The sequence below is a fragment of the Pseudomonas sp. CCC4.1 genome (assembly GCF_035019225.1).
Taxonomy (GTDB): domain Bacteria; phylum Pseudomonadota; class Gammaproteobacteria; order Pseudomonadales; family Pseudomonadaceae; genus Aquipseudomonas; species Aquipseudomonas bubulae.
On the sequence record NZ_JASJWL010000001.1, the window covers coordinates 126,399 to 145,552 of the forward strand.

The following is a 19,154-nucleotide window of genomic DNA, read 5'->3' on the forward strand; positions in this document are numbered from 1 at the left end:
TTTAGCCGGTTTTCTCGCGAGCGTTACCTACAAATACCTTGGCCTGAGGTGCCGAGCCCTCGAATATCAGCCTTTCCAGGCGAGTAGCCAATTTAATGACTACAATCATATTGCCGTTATTTTTTTGACGATCCTCAGTCTCAAGCCACTCAACCAGATGTTTCAGATGATAAAGTACGCGCTTTCTTACACTCATTCGAGTGTAGTACTACGCTTGTCATAAATGATGCACAGCACACAGTACAAGAAGAAACAACTGAGACGTAACGGGTTAAATGTTGACAGTCATTCTATTGACACCTAAAGAAATAGACAGGTGATGGCTGGCAGTACCCGAACGCCTTAACACCTGTTCATCCTTGGGGGACGTTACGCTTGGTTCATATCAGTTTGGCCATAGGCGGATTGCCGGATCAACACATTGTGTTGCGCGCAGGCGGCTTGTATTGGGTCACGGTCGATCACTCCGCTGACGCAAAACTGCTTGCTCGGCAATTTCTTGAAAACATACCCGAAAGCGTGCCGGCAACCTTGATTGCCAGCACCGGCTACGCACAAGGCCTGGTCAACGACATGGCGCCCGATCGCGGGCCGGAAAAACTCAAGCTGTTCGAGATCGCACCAAGAGTCATCGTGCCTGGGCTGGCCACGTTGAACCGCGACCTTGCGCGTGCCGGTACCGCCCCTTCAAGCCAGATCCTGCTGGTGCTGCCTGCCAACAGTTGGGCTGAGACCACCACAGCGGTCCAATTGCAACGCTGGTTCGAGCGCATGCGTTCCTGGCTGCTGGAGCGCAACGCCACATTGCTGGTGATTACCCATGGCGAGGCAGCGCTGCTGCATGCGCAGTTGCTGCAACTCAATCAAACCCTCTCCGGTTTAAGTCGCTTGTACCGCTACAACGGCGACCTGCGCTATCAGTTGCACTTTTGGCACAGCGATCTGGGCGTTAGCGCCGGGCAGGAGTTCAAGTTGTCGGACCAGGACGCGACCTTGCGCCTGATCCCGCAAACCGAGGTCGATACCCAGCCCCGGGTAGCGGACGATCAGCACGTTTATCTTGCCGAGCGCTCCGTGCTGGAGGGTGCGCCGTCAATGTCCAAGCACTGGTACCTGTTCGAAAACCGTGATGCATTGCTCGAAGCAGCCCAGTCAGCCAGCGCCGCGACCGTAATTGTCGGCATCGACAACAGCTACCAGTTACTTGAGCTTGCACAGCAGTTGCATGACTTGCGCGAACATTGCGGGCCGCAGTTGAAGATCGTTGTGCGCGAAATGGAACCGTCGGTGCGCTACCGCGATGAACGTCTGTTGCTGGCCTGCGGGGCCAACCTGATCGTTCCCGACGGCACCCTGCTCTCACGTTTTCTGAGCATGATTGAAAGCATTCAGGGGCAGCGCTGGCAGTACACGCAGAACATTGATTTCAAGACCCTTCTGGAACGTCAGCGCCCGCCGCAAATTCGCGGGCTGGTGAGCCCCCGTGATTTTTTCGAAGCCGTTGCGCAGATCTACCAGGACAGTTCGGGTGAGGTAACCCACCAGTTGATGAAGTTCGAACCGGTGCCCGGCATTGGTGAGGAACTGTTCCTCAATCAGATGTGCCTGCGTCGATTCGGCGACTTTGCCTGCCTGCTGGATGGCGAGCTTTACCTCTTTCTGTTTGCCTGCCGCGCTGACGGACTGGAACCGGCACTGGGCAATGTTTGCCGCCTGCCCTGGCGCGACATGTTCAGCCAGCGCCGCATGCTCAGCGGGTTGTCCGATCTGCCGGCTGACGCCTTTATGAAAGCTGGCGCCGTGCCTGCACACTTGCATATCCCCGTCGAGACCCATGCGACGCAAGCGGTATCTGCTACGGGTGAACGTGCGCCGTTAAATCCGCAAAGATTCACCCTGCCTATCAGTGAGCCACAGTCATGACGTTCCTTGAGCTAATCGATGTCATTGCATTGACCTGTGTGGTGACCGTACTGCTGACGCTGTTCTGGCAGCGCATGCGGATGTACTTGAAAAGTCATTTCGAGCAGTACCTCTCTCCCCGCTATTTGAAATCGTGCGGCGTTCGCCGTCGCATGCCAGCCAGCCCTGCTCAGAGAACGCCTGATGAGTCTGTTTAAGTCTGACGCACCGGCGCACAAAATTGCCGGATCCTGGAGCGGCCTGGGCGCCTGGAACCTGTATTTCCTGGCCAAGTTCCTGCTGGCCTGGACGGGGCATCTGAACATCCAGATTTTGCCCAACCTGATATTTGCTGCCGTTTTGCTGATTCCGATCGCCAACCCGGCGCTACGCCGTTTGCGCACCCTGATTGCCATTCCGGTGGCCGTGGCCCTTCTGTACCAGGACACCTGGTTCCCGCCCTTCAGCCGCCTGCTGGCACAACCCGGGGTGTTGAACTTTTCGTTCGACTATATCGTCGAGCTGCTGGGGCGTTTTATCGACTGGCAAGTGTGCGCCCTGTTGCTGTTGCTGTTTGTCGGCTACCTGTTCCTGAACCAGTGGCTGCGCCTGACCACCCTCACCCTGCTGGGCTTTGCCTGGTTGGGCATGGGCAATCTGCAGTGGCTGTTGCCACCTTCCGTGCAACCGCAAATGGCCGGCGCACAGACTGCCACGGGCGTGCCGACCGTCAGCGCAGGCGAGCCCGACGACGCGACGCTCAATGGCTACCTGGAGAAGTTCTATCTCAACGAATCCACGCGCAAGGTCGAGTTCAAGGAACCGGCAGTCAAGCCGCCCCCGTTCGATCTGCTGGTGATCAATATTTGTTCCATGGCCTGGGACGACCTGGATGCCGTGGGCTTGCGTGACAACCCGTTGTTCAGCCAGATGGACGTGATATTCGACAACTTCAACTCGGCCACCGCCTACAGCGGCCCCGCAGCCATTCGCTTGCTGCGCGCCAGTTGCGGTCAGACCTCCCATGCGCAGCTGTACAAACAACCGGCGGATCAGTGCCTGTTGTTCGATGACTTGCGCAAGCTGGGCTTTTCCAATGAGCTGATGCTTAACCACACCGGTGAATTCGACGGTTTCCTGCAGGAAGTGCGTGAACAGGGCCAGTTGCCTCCTCCGGCTCTGGGTGTTGTACCCGCAGGCCTGCCGCGTACCTATGTCGGTTTTGACGGCTCGCCGATCTGGGGCGACCGTGATGTGCTGAGCAAGTGGTGGCAGCACCGCATGACTGAAGACTCACCCAATATGGCGCTGTTCTACAACACCACCAGCCTGCACGACGGTAACCGCCAGGTGCAGTCCGATGGCGGCACCCAGGCCGCTGACTACCGCAGCCGGGCGCAGATCCTTCTCGACGATCTTAATGCCTTCCTTAAAGAGCTGGAAAAAAGTGGCCGTCGCGTCGTGGTAGCCATCGTCCCTGAGCATGGCGCAGCGCTGCACGGTGACCGCATGCAGATAGCCGGCATGCGCGAAATCCCCAGTGACTCCATCACCCATGTACCGGTGGGTATCAAGCTGATCAATATGGGCGACAACGCGCAAACCCAGCCTATCCACGTCAGTGAACCCAGCAGCTACCTGGCCGTGGCAGAAATCATAGCTCGCCTGTACGCCGATCCGGCGCTGAGCAATGGCCAGACCGTGGACTGGTCCAGGCTGCTCACCGATCTGCCGAAAACCGCGAAAGTATCGGAAAACTCAGGGACCGTAGTACTCGACTACAACGGCAAACCTTATGTGCGAATCAAGGAGAACGGCGGATGGCTGCCTTACCCACAGCGGTTCAAATAAGCGCCGATATCCTTTCGCGCAAAGAACGGGCCGATGATATTGCCCGGCTTAAATCCATGATGGAGCTGCATGCCCTGGAATATGTCGATGTCTCGGCACATATGGAGCTGTTGCAGGCCTTTGAGCGCTGGCCGTTGCTGGCCTATCTAGAGGCGCAGTACAAGCAGCCCCCGTTGCTGGCCAAGGACACGGAGCAAACCCCATGATCAGCATGAGTTTGCGTGGCGTGCGGGGTGGCGTGGGCACCAGCTCAACCCTGGCGGCCCTGGGCCATGCGCTGCATGAGCTGGGGCAGAAAGTGCTGCTGGTGGACATGTGCCCGGAGAACTCCCTGGGCCTGCATTTCAATATGGACCTTGCCCCGCGTGAAGGCTGGGCGCGGGCGACCCTTGACCGGCAACCCTGGCACGAACACGCCTGGGTGGTAGAGCCAGGCCTGTGCGTGCTGCCCTATGGCCAATTGAAGCCGAGCGAGCTTTTTGCCCTCGATGCCCTGCTGATTGAACAGCCAAAGCTCTGGAGCCAGCGCCAGGCTGCGCTGGCGAACGCGTTTGACTGGATACTCTTCGACCTGCCGCAACGCTTGCCTGGGCATATGACCAACCCGCACTGCGCACTCTCGATGATGGTTACCAACGCCGATGCTGCCTGCCATGTGCTGTTGCAACCGCAGCTGACGCAGACCCCGCTGTTTCTGGTCAATCGCTTCGATGCCGCCAGCCAGTTGCAGCGCGATCTGCTGCTGATCTGGCAACAGCGTTATGCCCATGCACTGGTGCCAGTCAACCTGCATGCAGATGAAGCCATGGCCGAGGCCCTGGCCAGAAGCGAGCCTGCCGGGCGCTATGCGCCCTCCAGCCTGATTGCCCTGGACATTATCAGCCTGGCCAGTTGGTGCCTGCTGCGTGGCAGAGGCTTGAATGATCAGGCGTTGGTTCCCCTATACACGATTGCGGCGGGAGCAGAACTGCACCCGTTTTACCGCCTTCACCCTGGCGCTGATTCAAGCGCTGGGCTGGATCTTCCTGCGCCTTGAATCACCCCGCTGGCAAGCCTTGCGCGAACAGCACCGGCGCCTGTATCCGCACCTGGCGGACAAGCCCTCGACCATCGGTGACCCGCTACGCTACACGGTGCAAACCCTGTGGCTACTGCTGGTGCGAACGCCCAACCAGGACCAGATCGGCCGGCAACGCTTCCGCCAGCGCACGGCCAGCTTTTTCTCGGCCTTGCTGATGATCGTGCAACGGCCATGGAACCTGCTGTCCAATGCCTTTGCCCGCTTGCCCACCACCCTCAGCCCGCAAGTCACCAAAGGCTCGCACTGGTGGGACAACATTCAATGGCCGCTGCGCAAGGGCCTGTATATCGCCATGGGCGTACTGGCCCTGGCGTTGATTGTGCTGTGCATTACCGAACCGTTCGGTTTCCTTGCGCAACTGGTGTTTGTCGTCTTGCTGTGGATGCTGGCCATGCTGGTCCGGCGCATGCCGGGGCGCTTCCCTACATTATTGCTGATCGTGCTCTCGGTCATCGTGTCGTGCCGTTATCTGTGGTGGCGCTATACCTCGACCCTGAACTGGAACGACACCTTCGATCTGGTCTGCGGCCTGACCTTGCTGGTGGCCGAAACCTATACCTGGCTGATCCTGTTGCTGGGTTATGTGCAAACCTCATGGCCGCTCAATCGCAAACCGGCACAGCTGCCGGCAGACACCGATCAGTGGCCGGTAGTGGATCTGCTGATTCCCACCTACAACGAAGAATTGTCGGTTACCCGTGGCACGGTGTATGCGGCGCTGGGTATCGACTGGCCGAAAGACAAGCTGCGCATCCATTTGCTCGATGACGGTAACCGCCCAAGTTTCAAGACCTTCGCCGAGGAAGTGGGTATCAACTACATCGCCCGCACCGACAACCGTCACGCCAAGGCGGGTAACCTCAACCATGCCCTGAAATTGCTCGACGGCGATCTGGTGGCGATTTTCGACTGCGACCACATGCCTGCCCGCTCCTTCCTGCAATTGACGGTTGGCTGGTTTCTGCGCGATCCGAAACTGGCGCTGGTGCAAACCCCGCACCACTTCCTCTCGCCGGATCCGTTCGAGCGCAACCTGGGTACTTTCCGTAACCGCCCCAACGAAGGCGAGCTGTTCTACGGACTGATCCAGGACGGCAACGACATGTGGAACGCCGCGTTCTTCTGCGGCTCCTGCGCCATACTGCGGCGTACCGCAATTGACTCCATCGGCGGTTTTGCTGTCGAAACCGTGACCGAAGATGCCCATACCGCCTTGCGCCTGCACCGCAATGGCTGGACCTCGGCCTATCTGCGTATTCCGCAGGCGGCGGGGCTGGCGACCGAAAGCCTGTCGGCGCATATCGGCCAGCGCATCCGTTGGGCGCGGGGCATGGTGCAGATTTTCCGCACTGACAACCCGCTGTTGGGCAAGGGCCTGACGATCTTCCAGCGCATCTGCTACACCAACGCCATGATGCACTTTCTGGTGGGGCTGCCGCGGCTGGTGTTCCTCACTGCGCCCCTGGCATTCCTGTTCTTCCACGCTTACATCATCTACGCCCCGGCGGCGATGATCCTGTTGTATGTGCTGCCGCACATGATCCACGCCAGCCTGACCAACTCGCGGATGCAAGGCGCCTACCGCCAGACATTCTGGGGCGAGGTGTATGAAACCGTGCTGGCCTGGTACATCGCACGGCCGACCACGGTGGCCTTGTTCAGCCCGTCACGGGGCAAATTCAACGTCACGGCCAAGGGCGGCATGATGGAGGAAAACCAGTTCGACTGGCAGACCGCCAAGCCCTATCTGATTTTGTCGGTGTTGAACATCCTCGGCCTGGGCTTTGCCGTCTGGCGCCTGTTCTATGGCCCCAGGGATGAAATCTTCACCGTGATCGTCAGCGTCCTGTGGGTGATCTACAACCTGCTGATCATCGGGGCTGCGGTTGCAGTTGCCGCGGAAGTACGCCAGGTGCGCAACACCCACCGGGTACTCGCGCGCTTGCCGGGGGCGGTGAAACTGGCTGACGGGCACAGCTACCCTTGTGAGCTGGTGGACTACTCCGACGGTGGCGTCGGCCTGCAACTGAGCCAGGCTCTGCAATTGCCCGTCGGCACGCCGGTTTCACTGATTCTGCAACGCGGCAACCGCGAGTTTGTATTCACCGGCACCCTGACCCGTTCCAGCGAACGTTTTATTGGTCTCAGCTTTGCCCGGTTACCGGCCGAAGAAAAAATTGCCTTCGTGCAATGCACCTTTGGCCGCGCCGATGCCTGGCTTGATCACAACAGCGGTTTTGAAGCCGACAAGCCGATCCAGAGTCTCAAGGAGATCCTGGCCCTGGGCATCAAGGGCTATTACCGCCTGTATGAATACCTGCCGGCGTGGGTCCGCGTGTTGGCAAAACCTTTCCTGCACATCTTTCAGTGGCTGGGCAGCTTTTTGCCGCGCATGCCCACCTCCACCCCTCTTATTTCCCGGCCAGTGAGCAGATCATGAGTCGTATAACCAAAAAAACCATTTTCGCCAGCCTAGCGCTGATGACCTTCGCCTCACAGCTGATGTCGGCCCCCCTGCCTTTGCCGGGGAGCTCACCAGTGGCCGAAACGCTGCCAAAACCTGCATTTGCACAAACCGATCAGGTACTGCCAAGCTGGCCGGTGACCTATACCTTTGAGCAACTGGGGCGCCCCGGTGACTCCCTGCTGCTGGGTATCAACAGCGCCGACCAGGTGGAATTCGGCATGCGCCGGGACCGCATTGCCAGCGACGCCAGCCTGCAGCTGGAATACACGCCCTCGCCTTCGCTGATCCCGACGGTTTCCCATATCCGGGTTTACCTCAACGATGTGCTGATGGGCGTGCTGCCGATCGAGAAGGACCAGTTGGGGCGTAAAACCACGCAAAAGATGGCCCTTGATCCGCGACTGATTTCGGACTTCAACCGCGTACGCCTGGAGTTTGTCGGCCATTACACCGAATTCTGCGAAGACCCGGCCAACAGCACCCTGTGGGTCAATATCAGCCGTGGCAGCAGCATTACCCTGCAGGAACAGGCGCTGAGCCTGCAAAACGATCTGGCGTTTTTCCCGCTACCGTTTTTCGACCCGCGCAACAGCGGCAAACTCGAACTGCCGTTTGTCTTCGCGGCCAACCCGACCCTGGGCGAACAGAAAGCTGCCGCGATTCTGGCCTCCTACTTCGGTAGCCAGTCCAACTGGCGCGGGGCCAATTTCCCGGTCGTGTTCGATACCCTGCCCGGCGTGCAGGACAAGGATGCCGTCCAGCCCACCGTGGTGTTTGCCACCAACGATCACCGCCCTGCATTTATGAGCGATCTGGAGAAATTCCCGGCCGTGACCGCGCCTGTGGTCGAAATGATCAATCACCCGGATGCGCCCTACAGCAAAATCCTGCTGGTCATGGGTCGCAACGAAGAAGACCTGGCTACAGCCGCCAAGGCCCTGGCCCTGGGCGGCAACCTGATGCGCGGTTCCCGTGTGACCATCGACAAGGTCCAGGAACTGCAACCGCGCAAACCCTACGATGCTCCGGCGTGGATGCGTACCGACCGCCCTGTGCGTTTTGCCGAACTGGTCAGTTACCCGCAACAACTGCAAGTCAGCGGGCTGGTGCCTCGCGCCATTACCCTGGACGTCAACCTGCCGCCTGACCTGTTTGTGTGGCGCAACCAGGGTATTCCGCTGCGCACCCAGTACCGCTACACCGCGCCGTCGGCCAATGATGATTCGCGCTTGAATATCAGCCTCAATGACCAGTTCCTCACCAGCCTGCCATTGCTGCGCAAAGACACCAGCAACCTCGAAGAACTGCGCCTGTCGGTGCTGTCCAACGACTCAGCCAACGTCAATGACAAACTGATCGTGCCTTCGCTGAAAATTGGCGACCGTAACCGTCTGCGTTTCGACTTCAACTTTGCCAGCACCATGGGCAGTTCACAGAAAGATCGCTGCCAGACCATCCTGCCGGCCAACACCCAGGCAATTATCGATGAGGACTCCACCATCGATATGTCCGGCTACTACCACTACATCAGCATGCCGGACCTCAAGGCCTTTGCCCGCAGTGGTTTCCCGTTCAGCCGCATGGCCGACATGTCCGAATCCATCGTTGTCGTACCCAAAGACACCACACCGACACAAATCAGCACCCTGCTTGAAACCGTGGCCAGCATTTCTGCGCGTTCCGGCTACCCGGCGTTCGGCTTGCGCCTGACCGATGACTGGCAATCCGCCTCCAAGGAAGATGCCGACCTGCTGGTACTGGGACAAATGGCACCAGACCTGCGCGATAACCCGGACTTGAGCGTATTGCTGCAACGCCAGCGTGACATGCTGGTACAGCCACATGGCACCACCGGTATTGATGCCAACATTCGTCGCACGCCGTCGACCGACGCACGCAACGTGCCAGCCAACAAGGTGGAAGTCACAGCGCAGGCCCCGATTGCAGCTATCCTGGGCATGCAGTCCCCGACCCATAACCAGCGCAGTGTCGTGGCAATGTTGGCCAATGACGATGCAGACTACAACTTGTTGCGCGAAGTCCTCGGTGACAGCGGCAAGCTGGACGCAGTAGCGGGCTCCGCGGCACTGATCCGCAGCAGCGGTGTTTACAGCCAACTGGTGGGTGACCAGTACTTTGTTGGCAACCTGCCATGGTACCTGTTGCTGTGGTACCAGCTCTCCGAGCACCCGGTGCTGCTCACCGTGCTGGCCGTGATCAGCGTTCTGCTCAGCGCCTTCCTGCTGTGGCGTGCCTTGAGCTGGGCGGCCAACCGTCGCCTGAACAAGCATGACTAACGCCATGAAGCGACTGGCGGCACTTACCCTGAGCTCGACCCTGGGGCTATTGCCTCAGGTGGCGAGTGCGCAATCCTGTGACTGGCCCGCCTGGGACAGTTACAAGAAGGCCATGATGAGCAGCGACGGGCGCATTATCGATGGCTCGTCGGCGCAAATGATCACCACCTCGGAAGGTCAGAGCTACGGGTTGTTTTTTGCCTTGCTGGGCAACGACAAAAAGAGTTTTGCGAGGATTCTCGAGTGGACCCGCAATAACCTCGCCGGTGGCAGCCTTGAGGCTCATCTGCCAGCCTGGCAATGGGGTCTGGCAAAAAACGGCAAGTGGCAGATCCTGGACAGCAACAATGCCAGCGATGCCGACCTGTGGATCGCCTACAGCCTGCTCGAAGCCGGCAGGCTGTGGCAGTGGCCCGAGTATGTCGCGCTTGGGCAGAACATGCTCTGGCGCAGCGCTGCGCAAAGCCTGCGCAAGCTGCCCGGGTTGGGCCTGATGCTGTTGCCCGGGGATGTGGGTTTTGACAGCCCCAAGGGTTGGCGCCTGAACCCCAGCTATTTGCCACCGCAATTGTTGGCCCGTTTTGCGCGTATATCACCGATCTGGGCCGAACTGGCGAGCAACCAGCAACGCATGCTGATAGAGACTTCGCCCAAAGGCTTTGCCCCGGACTGGCTGCAGTGGAAAGCCGGTGGCGGTTGGGCACCGGACAGCAAGGAGGGTTCGCTGGGGGACTACGATGCCATTCGCGTCTACCTGTGGGTTGGCATGCTGGCCCAGGACGCGGCCGGTCGCCAGCCACTGCAAGAACATTTTGCGCCCATGGCCAACCTCACCCAAACCCTGAGCTATGTGCCAGAAAGCGTCAATGCCGTTACCGGCAAATACACCGGCACGGGGCCGGTAGGGTTTTCCGCCGCCATGCTGCCGTTACTGTCCAGCCTGGACTCCCCCGCGCTGGCGGTTCAACAGGAACGGATCAAGCAACAGCCGCCTGCGGCCGATGCCTATTACAACCAGTCACTGCTGCTGTTCGGCCAGGGCTGGGATGAACAACGCTATCGCTTTGACAAGGATGGGCAGCTTTTACCTTCGTGGATCAAAACATGCCAAAAATAACAACGTGGGCGTTCCTGCTCGGTGGGTTGTCCACTGCAGCCATTGCACAGCCGAGCACGGTGCAGGAGCAGCAACAATGGCTGCTGGAGCAGGTTCGGATCGGCGAAGCCATGTACCGCGAAGACCTGGTGCGTGACTCGCTGGCACGGCTGCAATTGATCTCACCCAACAACCCGCAAGCGTTGGTGGCGTCGATACGCCAGGCATTGCTGGAGAAAAACCCGGAGCTGGCCAGGCAGCGTCTGGCCCAGTTGCAAAATGTTGCCCCTGATTCGGCGGCACTGCGTCAGGCCCAGAGCCTGATGAAGCTGCAAAACCCACAAAGCCAGAAAGACCTGCAACAGGCGCGCCTGTTTGCTGCGGCCGGTCGTCCTGAAGAAGCCGTGGCGATTTTCGAGCGACTGTTTGGCAATGCCCCGCCGGATTTTGCCACGGCACTGGAATACCTGCGCATCCGCAGCAATATCCAGGGCCAGCGTGCACAGGTCATCGAGCAACTGCGCAGCCTGGACAAACAGTACCCGGGCAACCCCGGCCTGCGTCAAACCCTGGCCGACCTGTTGTTCCGCGAAGACCGTGCGCCAGAAGCCCTGATCGTCCTGCAGCAACTGGCCAAAGACCCGGTCGCCAGTAATGCTGCGGCTGAGCGTGAATACACCTACCTCAGCACATTGCCGGTGGATCGCACATCGGCGCAGGCCTGGCAGGGCTTTATTGCGCGCTATCCAAATTCGCCGCTGATTGGCGAGGCCAATAAAAACCTGCAAAAGCAGCACAGCCTGCTGAATGACCCGGCATGGACCGCCGGCGCCCAGGGCAAGCAAATGATCGACCAGTCGCGCAACCCGGCAGCCGCCGAAGGCCTGCTGCGCCGCGCTCTCAAACAATACCCCGACGACCCGACCCTTTACGGTGCCCTGGGCATGGCGCAGTTTCGCCAGGGCCGCTATGCCGAAGCCAACAGCAACTTTGCCACCGCTCGCAGCAAAGAACAGGACACATCCAATATCAGCAAGTGGCAAGACCTGATGGACGCCAGCCGCTACCGCATGCTGCTCAGTCAGGGCGACAAGGCCCTTGAACAAAATAACCCGGCAGCGGCGCGCACGGCCTTTACCCAGGCACGCAAGGCCAAGCCCGGCGATGCCGACCCACTCATAGGCCTGGCCAGCGTGGCCCAGGCCGAGCACGACGATATCCAGGCCGAAGCCTTGCTGTTGCAGGCCCGTCGTCTTGAGCCCGGCAATGGCAGTGCGGTACGTGGGCTGATGCGTCTGTACAGCGCGCAAGACCCGCAAAAGGCCAAGGCTTTCCTTGATCGCCTGCCGCCTGCCAGCCAGAAGGAATTTGCCAGCCTGCGCCAGAGCATCGAACTTGACGAACTGAACCGTCAGGCCGATGCCGCTACCGAGCGCAAGGACTGGCCGCAAGTGGTCGCCTTGCTCAGCAAAATCCGTAACCTCAGCCCCGATGAGCCTTGGGTCACTTATCGTCTGGCCAACGCCCAGCGCGAAATCAACCAGCCGGGCGCCGCTGATGACAGCTTCAAACAGCTGATGACTCGTCAGGGTCGCAACCCTGAAGCGCTTTATGCCTACGCGTTGTACCTATCAAGTACCGAGCGCGATGCCAGTGCCTTGAGCGTTCTGGAACAACTGCCCAAGGCGCAATGGAGCGACTCCATGCGTGAGCTGGATACGCGGCTGCAACGCAATGTACTGGTGGCCCGGGCTGAAAGTCTGCGCGCCGCCGGGCAAGAGCCGCAAGCGATTGCCCTGTTGATGCAGAACTCGGACAACGACGATCTGATGACCATCGCTGGCTGGGCCCAGGAGCGTGGTGACTATGAACAGGCGCAAAACCTCTACAGCCAGGTGCTGAAAAAAGAACCGGGCAACACCGATGCGCGCCTGGGCCAGATCGAAACCCTGATTGCCAGCAAACAGCTGCCTTCGGCTCGTCAGCAACTGACACAGTTTACCCCTGCCCCCGGCACGCCATTGACCCCTTCACAGCAACGTCGGGTAGCCAATGCCTGGGCCGCCGTGGGTGAGCCTGAAAAGGCCCAGGCCATCTATGCCCAATTGTTGCAATCACCGCAGGCTGACCCCCTGATGTATCGCGACGCGGCGCGGCTGATGTCGGCCAGGGAGCCGCAAAAGGCACTGGACTACTATGCCAAAAGCATGGCCGCCGCAGGGCTGATTACCCCTGAGCAAGGCAACCCCCGGGACAATCGCGCCATGACCATGGCCAGTCGTGAAAAGGACGATGACGAGTGGCTGGCCCGTAGCTTGCGCAGTGATGTGGACGAACTCTACCAGCGGCAAAATCCGACAGTTCATCTGTATACCGACTATGGCTGGCGTTCGGACGATGCTTCCGCCGGCACTTCGGACACCGACACCCGAACCACCATCCTGCAACTGGACCTGCCGGTGGCCGATGGCAGCGGTTTTCTGCGCGCAGAACAGTTGAATATGGATGCAGGAAAATTCGATGCCGACCCGGACGGACTCGTGCGCGAGAACTACGGCACCTGTGCTGTGGAGGTCAATCGCAAGGGTACCAATGGCCCTGACTTCTCTGGCTGCGATGACCGCTCGCAATCGGTCAACGGCACGATGATGGCGGCGGGCTGGAAAAACGAGGTGTGGAACATCGATATCGGTCGTACACCGGATAACTTCAAGGTACCCAACTGGCTGGGCGGTGTGGCCTACAGCAGCAAGATCGGCTCACTGGGCTGGACCCTGACCGGTTCACGTCGCCCGCTGAGCAACTCGATCCTGTCCTATGCCGGGGCTACCGATCCCAACACCGGTGTGACCTGGGGCGGCGTCACGTCCAACGGTGTGACCTTGAGCCTGAGCCACGACGAAGGGGGCGTAGACGGTGTATGGGCCAGTTTCGGCCAGCACTGGTTGCGCGGCAAAAACGTCGAAGACAACCACAAGAGCACGGCCATGGCCGGTTATTACTACCGTCTGGTGGAGCGCGCCGACGAACGTTTGCGCACCGGTCTGACACTGATGTATTGGGGGTATGACAAGGACTCGAGTGAATACACTCTCGGCCAGGGCGGTTACTACAGCCCGCAGAAGTACTATTCGATTGGTGTGCCGCTGAACTACGCCTTCCGTACCGCCAACTGGTCGGTGGCATTGGAAAGCTCGGTGAGCTGGTCGTATGCGAAAACCGATGCCAATGACCTTTACCCGCTGGACGGACTGAACAGCAAACTGCTGCAGCGGCTCGATGATGCTGGCTACCAGCTTGCCGACGGTCTGGGGCAGACCTCGGGCGGCAGCAGCACTGGCATTGGTTACCGCGTACAGGGGCTGGTAGAGCGCAGGCTGTCGGATCATCTGGTACTGGGCGGCGGAGTGCTCTATCAGCACAGCGATGACTATGCCCCGAGCCGGGCGATGCTCTACCTGCGTTATACCTTCGACGTGTGGCAGGGCAACTTGCCGATGCCGGTGCAACCGTTGATTCCGTATGCCGATTTCAGGTAATTGGCAAATCAGTGTGGGAGCGGGCTTGCTCGCGATCGGAGCGACGCGGTTTAACAGATAGACCGCGCCGTCTGCATCGCGATGCAAGACCGCTCCCACAGTGAAAATCAGCGTTTTACCGGCGTGCGCATGGTCACAAACTCTTCAGCAGCCGTCGGGTGTACGCCGATGGTTTCGTCAAAGTGCTGTTTGGTCGCCCCGGCCTTCAAGGCAATCGCCAGTCCCTGCACGATCTCCCCCGCCTCCGGCCCGACCATATGGCAACCGAGCACCTTGTCGGTGTCGGCATCCACCACCAGCTTCATCAACGTACGCTCCTGGCACTCGGTGAGTGTCAGTTTCATCGGGCGAAAGCTGCTTTCGAAAATCTGCACCTTGTGTCCCGCCTCAATGGCCTGTTCTTCGCTCAAACCCACCGTGCCGATGTTAGGCAGGCTGAACACAGCCGTCGGGATCATTTGGTAATCCACCGGCCGATATTGCTCGGGCTTGAACAGGCGGCGCGCCACGGCCATGCCTTCGGCCAGCGCCACGGGCGTCAACTGCACGCGACCGATCACATCGCCAATGGCCAGGATCGATGGCTCGGCACTCTGGTACAGATCATCCACTTCGACAAAACCGCGCTTGTCGAGTTTGACCCCGGTGTTCTCCAGGCCCAGGTTATCGAGCATCGGCCGACGGCCCGTGGCGTAGAACACACAATCGGCGATCAGCTCGCGACCGTCCTTGAGTGTGGCTTTGAGGCTGCCATCGGCCTGCTTGTCGATCCGCTCGATATCGGCATTGAACTGTACGTCCATGCCGCGCTTGATCAGTTCTTCGTGCAAGTGCTTGCGCACTGCACCATCAAAACCGCGCAGGAACATCTCGCCACGATAGAGTAAGGACGTTTTCGCACCCAAACCGTGGAAAATCCCAGCAAACTCGACGGCGATATAGCCACCGCCCACCACCAGCACACGCTTGGGAAGCTCTTTGAGGAAGAATGCCTCGTTGGAACTGATTGCATGTTCATGGCCCGGGATGTCGGGAATCTGCGGCCAGCCGCCGGTGGCGATCAGGATATGTTTGGCGGTATGACGCTGACCGTTGATTTCAACTTCATTGGGGCCGGTTATTTTCGCGTGACCTTCGATCAGGGTCACACCGCTGTTGACCAGCAAGTTGCGATAAATACCGTTGAGACGATTGATCTCGCGGTCTTTGTTGGCGATCAGGGTCGCCCAGTCAAAGTCGGCCTCACCCAGGCTCCAGCCAAACCCCGAGGCTTGCTCGAAATCTTCAGCAAAGTGCGCGCCGTACACCAGCAGCTTTTTCGGCACGCAGCCAACGTTCACGCAGGTACCGCCCAGATAGCGGCTTTCTGCTACAGCCACTTTTGCGCCAAAACCTGCGGCAAAACGTGCAGCACGCACGCCACCAGAACCCGCACCAATGACAAATAGATCAAATTCGTAGGCCATTTCTCTCTCCTAGGCAGGCCATCAGCATAATCGCTCCTGCGCGATTGACCAGCGCTGGAAGTTGCCGACAGCAAAAAAACGAAAAAGCCACCCGAGGGTGGCTTTCTCTTGAAGCGATCTACAACGGGCCGCTATCAGTAAGCTTTGCCGGTTTTGTAGAAGTTTTCGAAGCAGAAGTTGGTTGCTTCGATGTAGCCTTCGGCGCCACCGCAGTCAAAGCGCTTGCCCTTGAACTTGTAAGCAATCACGCAACCGTTTTGCGCCTGCTTCATCAGCGCGTCGGTGATCTGGATTTCACCGCCTTTGCCCGGTTCGGTCTGTTTGATCAGATCGAAGATATCCGGAGTCAGGATGTAACGGCCGATGATGGCCAGGTTGGAAGGTGCATCTTCCGGAGCAGGTTTTTCAACCATGTTGCGCACGCGGTAGAGGTCGTCACCAATCAGGTCGCCAGCGATCACGCCGTACTTGTTGGTTTCTGCCGGATCAACTTCCTGGATCGCGATGATGGTGCAGCGGTACTGATTGTACAGCTTGACCATTTGTGTCAGGACGCCGTCGCCTTCCAGGTTGACGCACAGGTCGTCTGCCAGAACCACGGCAAAGGGTTCGTCGCCGATCAGCGGGCGGCCAGTCAGAATTGCGTGGCCCAGGCCCTTCATTTCGGTTTGACGGGTGTACGAGAACGAGCACTCGCTCAGCAGGCGGCGGATACCGACCAGGTACTTCTCTTTATCAGTACCCTTGATCTGGTTTTCCAGCTCGTAGCTGATGTCAAAGTGGTCTTCCAAAGCGCGCTTGCCGCGGCCCGTCACGATGGAAATTTCAGTCAAGCCAGCGTCCAGTGCTTCTTCAACCCCGTACTGGATCAGTGGCTTGTTCACCACCGGCAGCATTTCTTTTGGCATGGCCTTGGTCGCTGGCAAAAAGCGAGTGCCGTAACCGGCTGCTGGGAACAAGCATTTCTTGATCATATGAGTCCTTTAAAGGGCTGTACGTTCCAAATTTGGCGCAGTCTAATCAGGCAGCATCGACGTTACAATGCTTCTCGATAGCAAACTGATGCCAACCTAGATAAATATTTAGCCCGTTAGTTCCTTTGCGATTGAATTTGATTGGCACCCATCGTGTTTACCACTACCCGTGATGCCCTTGCGCTATTATCACGCCATTAATCCAGCCAATCAGGCAGCTTTTCGATGTCAGCAACAATCAGCGTTAACGGTTATGAGATCAAACCCGATGAATCGGGCCAATGGTGCGTGTTTGCTGCCTCGGGTGAAAACGTTGCCGGACCATTCAGCTCGCAACAGGCCGCAGCAGAAGTCGCCTCGGTATTTCAGGACCAACCTGAGCCAGCAGCCCGACGCAGCAAAAAATAACAGCAACTCCACTTATGTGATGGTTACCCGGATGAAGAAAGTTCTGACACTGCTCGCATTGGTGACTCTGGGTGGGTGCGCGACGGCATCCAGCACTTACCTGGCCGATGGCAAACAAGGGTTGAGCATAGACTGTTCTGGCGAGGCCATGTCCTGGGCCAAGTGCTATGAGAAAGCCGAGGCCTCATGTGCCGGTACTGGCTATACCATCATTGCCACGGATGGTTCGCCTGCGCTTGCGCAAAGCGAGAAAACCCTGGGCGCAGATGTAGGTAATTTTAAAAGTCGCACTGTCGTAGTGGCCTGCAAGTAAGGGATACCGCTAAAGCGCATGACTTTAGCGGTAACTGCAATTACCGGGTGCCCTGGCCGACCAAAACGCCATTCACGGTTTGCCCATAAACGTTGACGCCGTCATTGGCATGGAACTTCAACCGGGTTTTTTCCACTGAACCTTCGACCAGTCGAGGGTCCTGTGGCCGTTCGTGGGTGTTGATGTACGCCGCCACATCCCAGGCCTGCTCGTCACTCAAGCTGTTGGCCTTGCCCAGTGGCATGTTGTGCTTGATAAACGATGCCGCGGTATTGATCCGGTGCATGCCGGCTCCCCAGTTGTAGGAATCTTTGCCCCACAATGGCGGCATCACATAGTCCTCCCCCACCTTTTGCCCCTGCCCGTTGTCACCATGACAGACGGCACATTGGTCCTTGTACAGCGCAGCACCACGGCTCAAGTTGTACCCAGCCTTGGGCTCGGGCACATCGGGATACCCTCGTCCCGGCAACTCAACCCCCGTAGGAGCCTTGGTCGACAACCAATAGGCATAGGTTGAGAGCGCCGTGATCTCGCGGCTATCGGCAGCCGGTGGCGTACCGCCATTCATGCTGAACTGAAAGCAGCCCTGCAGGCGTTCGGCAAAGGTATTGACCTTGTCGTTTTTCTTGCGGTACGCCGGGTACATGGGATACGCCCCCCACAGCGGGGCTGAGTTGGCCAGACGACCCTGATCAAGATGGCAGTTCGTACAGTTAAGGCCATTGCCGACAAACTTCGGGGCCTGGCGTTTGGTGTCAACAAACAGGGCATAGCCGTCCATCACCATTTTGCCGTAGGCGTTGTCGGGCAAATCGCTTTGTTGCGGCGGCTGAAAGTAGGTGATGTTATCGGCAGGTGCAGGCACCTTGATCTGCGACTGGTCTTCCATCGCAATGGGCGCTGCATGGACCGCGCTGCCAAAGAGGAAGGATGCCGCACAGGTTGATATCAGACGTTTCATGGTTTGACCTCCTTGTGCCCTACAGTGCTGAAATAGTCGGCAACCGCCTTGATTTCGTCTTCGCTCATGGCCTTGGCGATATGACCCATCAGGTCATTGGGATCGTTGCGCCGGGTGCCATCGCGCCAGGCATTGAGCTGCGCCGTCAGGTACAGCGCCGGTTGATTGGCCAGGGGCGGGAAGGCACTTCCCACCCCCACCCCACCCGGGCCATGACAGCTGACGCACTCGGGTATCTGACGCTCCCAGGCGCCGCGCAAGGCCAACTTTTCTCCAGGGCCTGAAGGCATGTTGCTGCGGTTGATGGCAGGCACCGCAGGGGCCGGCATGGCGGCAATGCTGGCGGTGACCGCGGCAATTTCCTGGTCGCTCAGGGCCTTGGCCAGGGGTTGCATCACCGGGCTGACCCGTTTGCCACTTTGAAAGTCGTGCAGTTGCTTGCTCAGGTAATCGGCAGAAAGACCGGCTAATCGCGGAAACCCGGCAGGTGCCAGCCCCATGCCATCCGCACCGTGGCACGCCACGCAGGCCGTGGCACCCGGTTGGGCACCGCCCTGCAGGTAGATGTTGGGGATCGGTTGTGCCTGGGTATTGCTCACGGCGAGCAGCATGAGGCTGCTCAATAGCGTTCGCTTGAGTGGAATCATGACCAGCTCCATTATTGTTATATGCTTAGGCCTATAAAATATAAGCCTACAGATCCTAGGAGAATTCTTACCTGGTCACAACACTGCTTCGGATCCAATGGTAAAGCAGGACAAAAAAAACCTGACGTGCGCAAGGCAAACGTCAGGTT

The 19,154-nt window shown here is 58.8% G+C and carries 15 protein-coding genes; 11 read left to right on the forward strand and 4 right to left on the reverse strand.

Annotated elements, in window-relative coordinates:
• Positions 1 to 375 precede the first annotated feature (375 nt).
• The 9 genes from bcsE to bcsC are packed head-to-tail and all read left to right on the forward strand — an operon-like array spanning position 376 to position 14,233.
• Positions 376 to 1,923, forward strand: a complete 1,548-nt coding sequence (gene bcsE / locus QN377_RS00530) for a cellulose biosynthesis protein BcsE (protein WP_095019137.1) — start codon at positions 376 to 378, stop codon at positions 1,921 to 1,923.
• Entirely contained in the window at positions 1,920 to 2,120 is a 201-nt protein-coding gene (bcsF, locus tag QN377_RS00535; protein WP_095000196.1) for a cellulose biosynthesis protein BcsF, read from the forward strand. Before bcsE ends, bcsF begins: the two co-directional genes overlap by 4 nt.
• Positions 2,107 to 3,753: a cellulose biosynthesis protein BcsG gene (bcsG, locus tag QN377_RS00540; protein ID WP_322212877.1), complete on the forward strand. Its 1,647-nt coding sequence runs from the start codon at positions 2,107 to 2,109 to the stop codon at positions 3,751 to 3,753. The genes bcsF and bcsG overlap by 14 nt, the downstream gene beginning before the upstream one ends.
• Complete coding sequence (bcsR, locus tag QN377_RS00545; RefSeq protein WP_095000194.1) at positions 3,723 to 3,959, forward strand: cellulose biosynthesis protein BcsR; 237 nt, start codon at positions 3,723 to 3,725, stop codon at positions 3,957 to 3,959. The genes bcsG and bcsR overlap by 31 nt, the downstream gene beginning before the upstream one ends.
• A complete protein-coding gene (gene bcsQ / locus QN377_RS00550; protein WP_322212875.1) occupies positions 3,956 to 4,789 on the forward strand; it encodes a cellulose biosynthesis protein BcsQ in 834 nt (277 codons plus the stop codon). The genes bcsR and bcsQ overlap by 4 nt, the downstream gene beginning before the upstream one ends.
• On the forward strand, positions 4,674 to 7,274 hold the full coding sequence (gene bcsA, locus QN377_RS00555; RefSeq protein ID WP_095000192.1) for a UDP-forming cellulose synthase catalytic subunit: 2,601 nt from the start codon (positions 4,674 to 4,676) through the stop codon (positions 7,272 to 7,274). The genes bcsQ and bcsA overlap by 116 nt, the downstream gene beginning before the upstream one ends.
• Positions 7,271 to 9,598: a cellulose biosynthesis cyclic di-GMP-binding regulatory protein BcsB gene (bcsB, locus tag QN377_RS00560; RefSeq protein ID WP_095000191.1), complete on the forward strand. Its 2,328-nt coding sequence runs from the start codon at positions 7,271 to 7,273 to the stop codon at positions 9,596 to 9,598. Before bcsA ends, bcsB begins: the two co-directional genes overlap by 4 nt.
• A 4-nt stretch (positions 9,599 to 9,602) precedes the next feature.
• On the forward strand, positions 9,603 to 10,715 hold the full coding sequence (gene bcsZ, locus QN377_RS00565; RefSeq protein WP_095019135.1) for a cellulose synthase complex periplasmic endoglucanase BcsZ: 1,113 nt from the start codon (positions 9,603 to 9,605) through the stop codon (positions 10,713 to 10,715).
• Positions 10,703 to 14,233 carry a cellulose synthase complex outer membrane protein BcsC gene (gene bcsC / locus QN377_RS00570; protein ID WP_322212872.1) on the forward strand — a complete coding sequence of 1,177 codons (3,531 nt, stop codon included), beginning with the start codon at positions 10,703 to 10,705 and terminating at the stop codon, positions 14,231 to 14,233. Before bcsZ ends, bcsC begins: the two co-directional genes overlap by 13 nt.
• 107 nt (positions 14,234 to 14,340) lie before the next feature.
• Here the strand turns inward: bcsC and gorA are convergent, their stop codons facing one another.
• Positions 14,341 to 15,699, reverse strand: a complete 1,359-nt coding sequence (gorA, locus tag QN377_RS00575; RefSeq protein WP_095000188.1) for a glutathione-disulfide reductase — start codon at positions 15,697 to 15,699, stop codon at positions 14,341 to 14,343.
• 134 nt (positions 15,700 to 15,833) lie between these two features.
• Positions 15,834 to 16,673, reverse strand: coding sequence for a UTP--glucose-1-phosphate uridylyltransferase GalU (gene galU / locus QN377_RS00580; RefSeq protein WP_016780941.1), 840 nt, complete (start codon positions 16,671 to 16,673; stop codon positions 15,834 to 15,836).
• Between the two features lie 225 nt (positions 16,674 to 16,898).
• Here galU and QN377_RS00585 point away from each other — a divergent pair, with 225 nt between their 5' ends.
• Together QN377_RS00585 and QN377_RS00590 are read left to right on the forward strand one after the other, a co-directional pair.
• Entirely contained in the window at positions 16,899 to 17,081 is a 183-nt protein-coding gene (locus QN377_RS00585; RefSeq protein WP_095000187.1) for a hypothetical protein, read from the forward strand.
• Between the two features lie 31 nt (positions 17,082 to 17,112).
• Positions 17,113 to 17,394 carry a hypothetical protein gene (locus QN377_RS00590; RefSeq protein ID WP_095000186.1) on the forward strand — a complete coding sequence of 94 codons (282 nt, stop codon included), beginning with the start codon at positions 17,113 to 17,115 and terminating at the stop codon, positions 17,392 to 17,394.
• A gap of 40 nt (positions 17,395 to 17,434) precedes the next feature.
• Here QN377_RS00590 and QN377_RS00595 read toward each other — a convergent pair whose 3' ends face one another.
• Together QN377_RS00595 and QN377_RS00600 are read right to left on the reverse strand one after the other, a co-directional pair.
• Positions 17,435 to 18,358 (reverse strand): c-type cytochrome, encoded by a 924-nt coding sequence (locus QN377_RS00595; protein ID WP_095019133.1) that lies wholly within the window; start codon positions 18,356 to 18,358, stop codon positions 17,435 to 17,437.
• Positions 18,355 to 19,005: a c-type cytochrome gene (locus QN377_RS00600; protein ID WP_271350445.1), complete on the reverse strand. Its 651-nt coding sequence runs from the start codon at positions 19,003 to 19,005 to the stop codon at positions 18,355 to 18,357. Before QN377_RS00600 ends, QN377_RS00595 begins: the two co-directional genes overlap by 4 nt.
• Between the last annotated feature and the right edge of the window lie 149 nt (positions 19,006 to 19,154).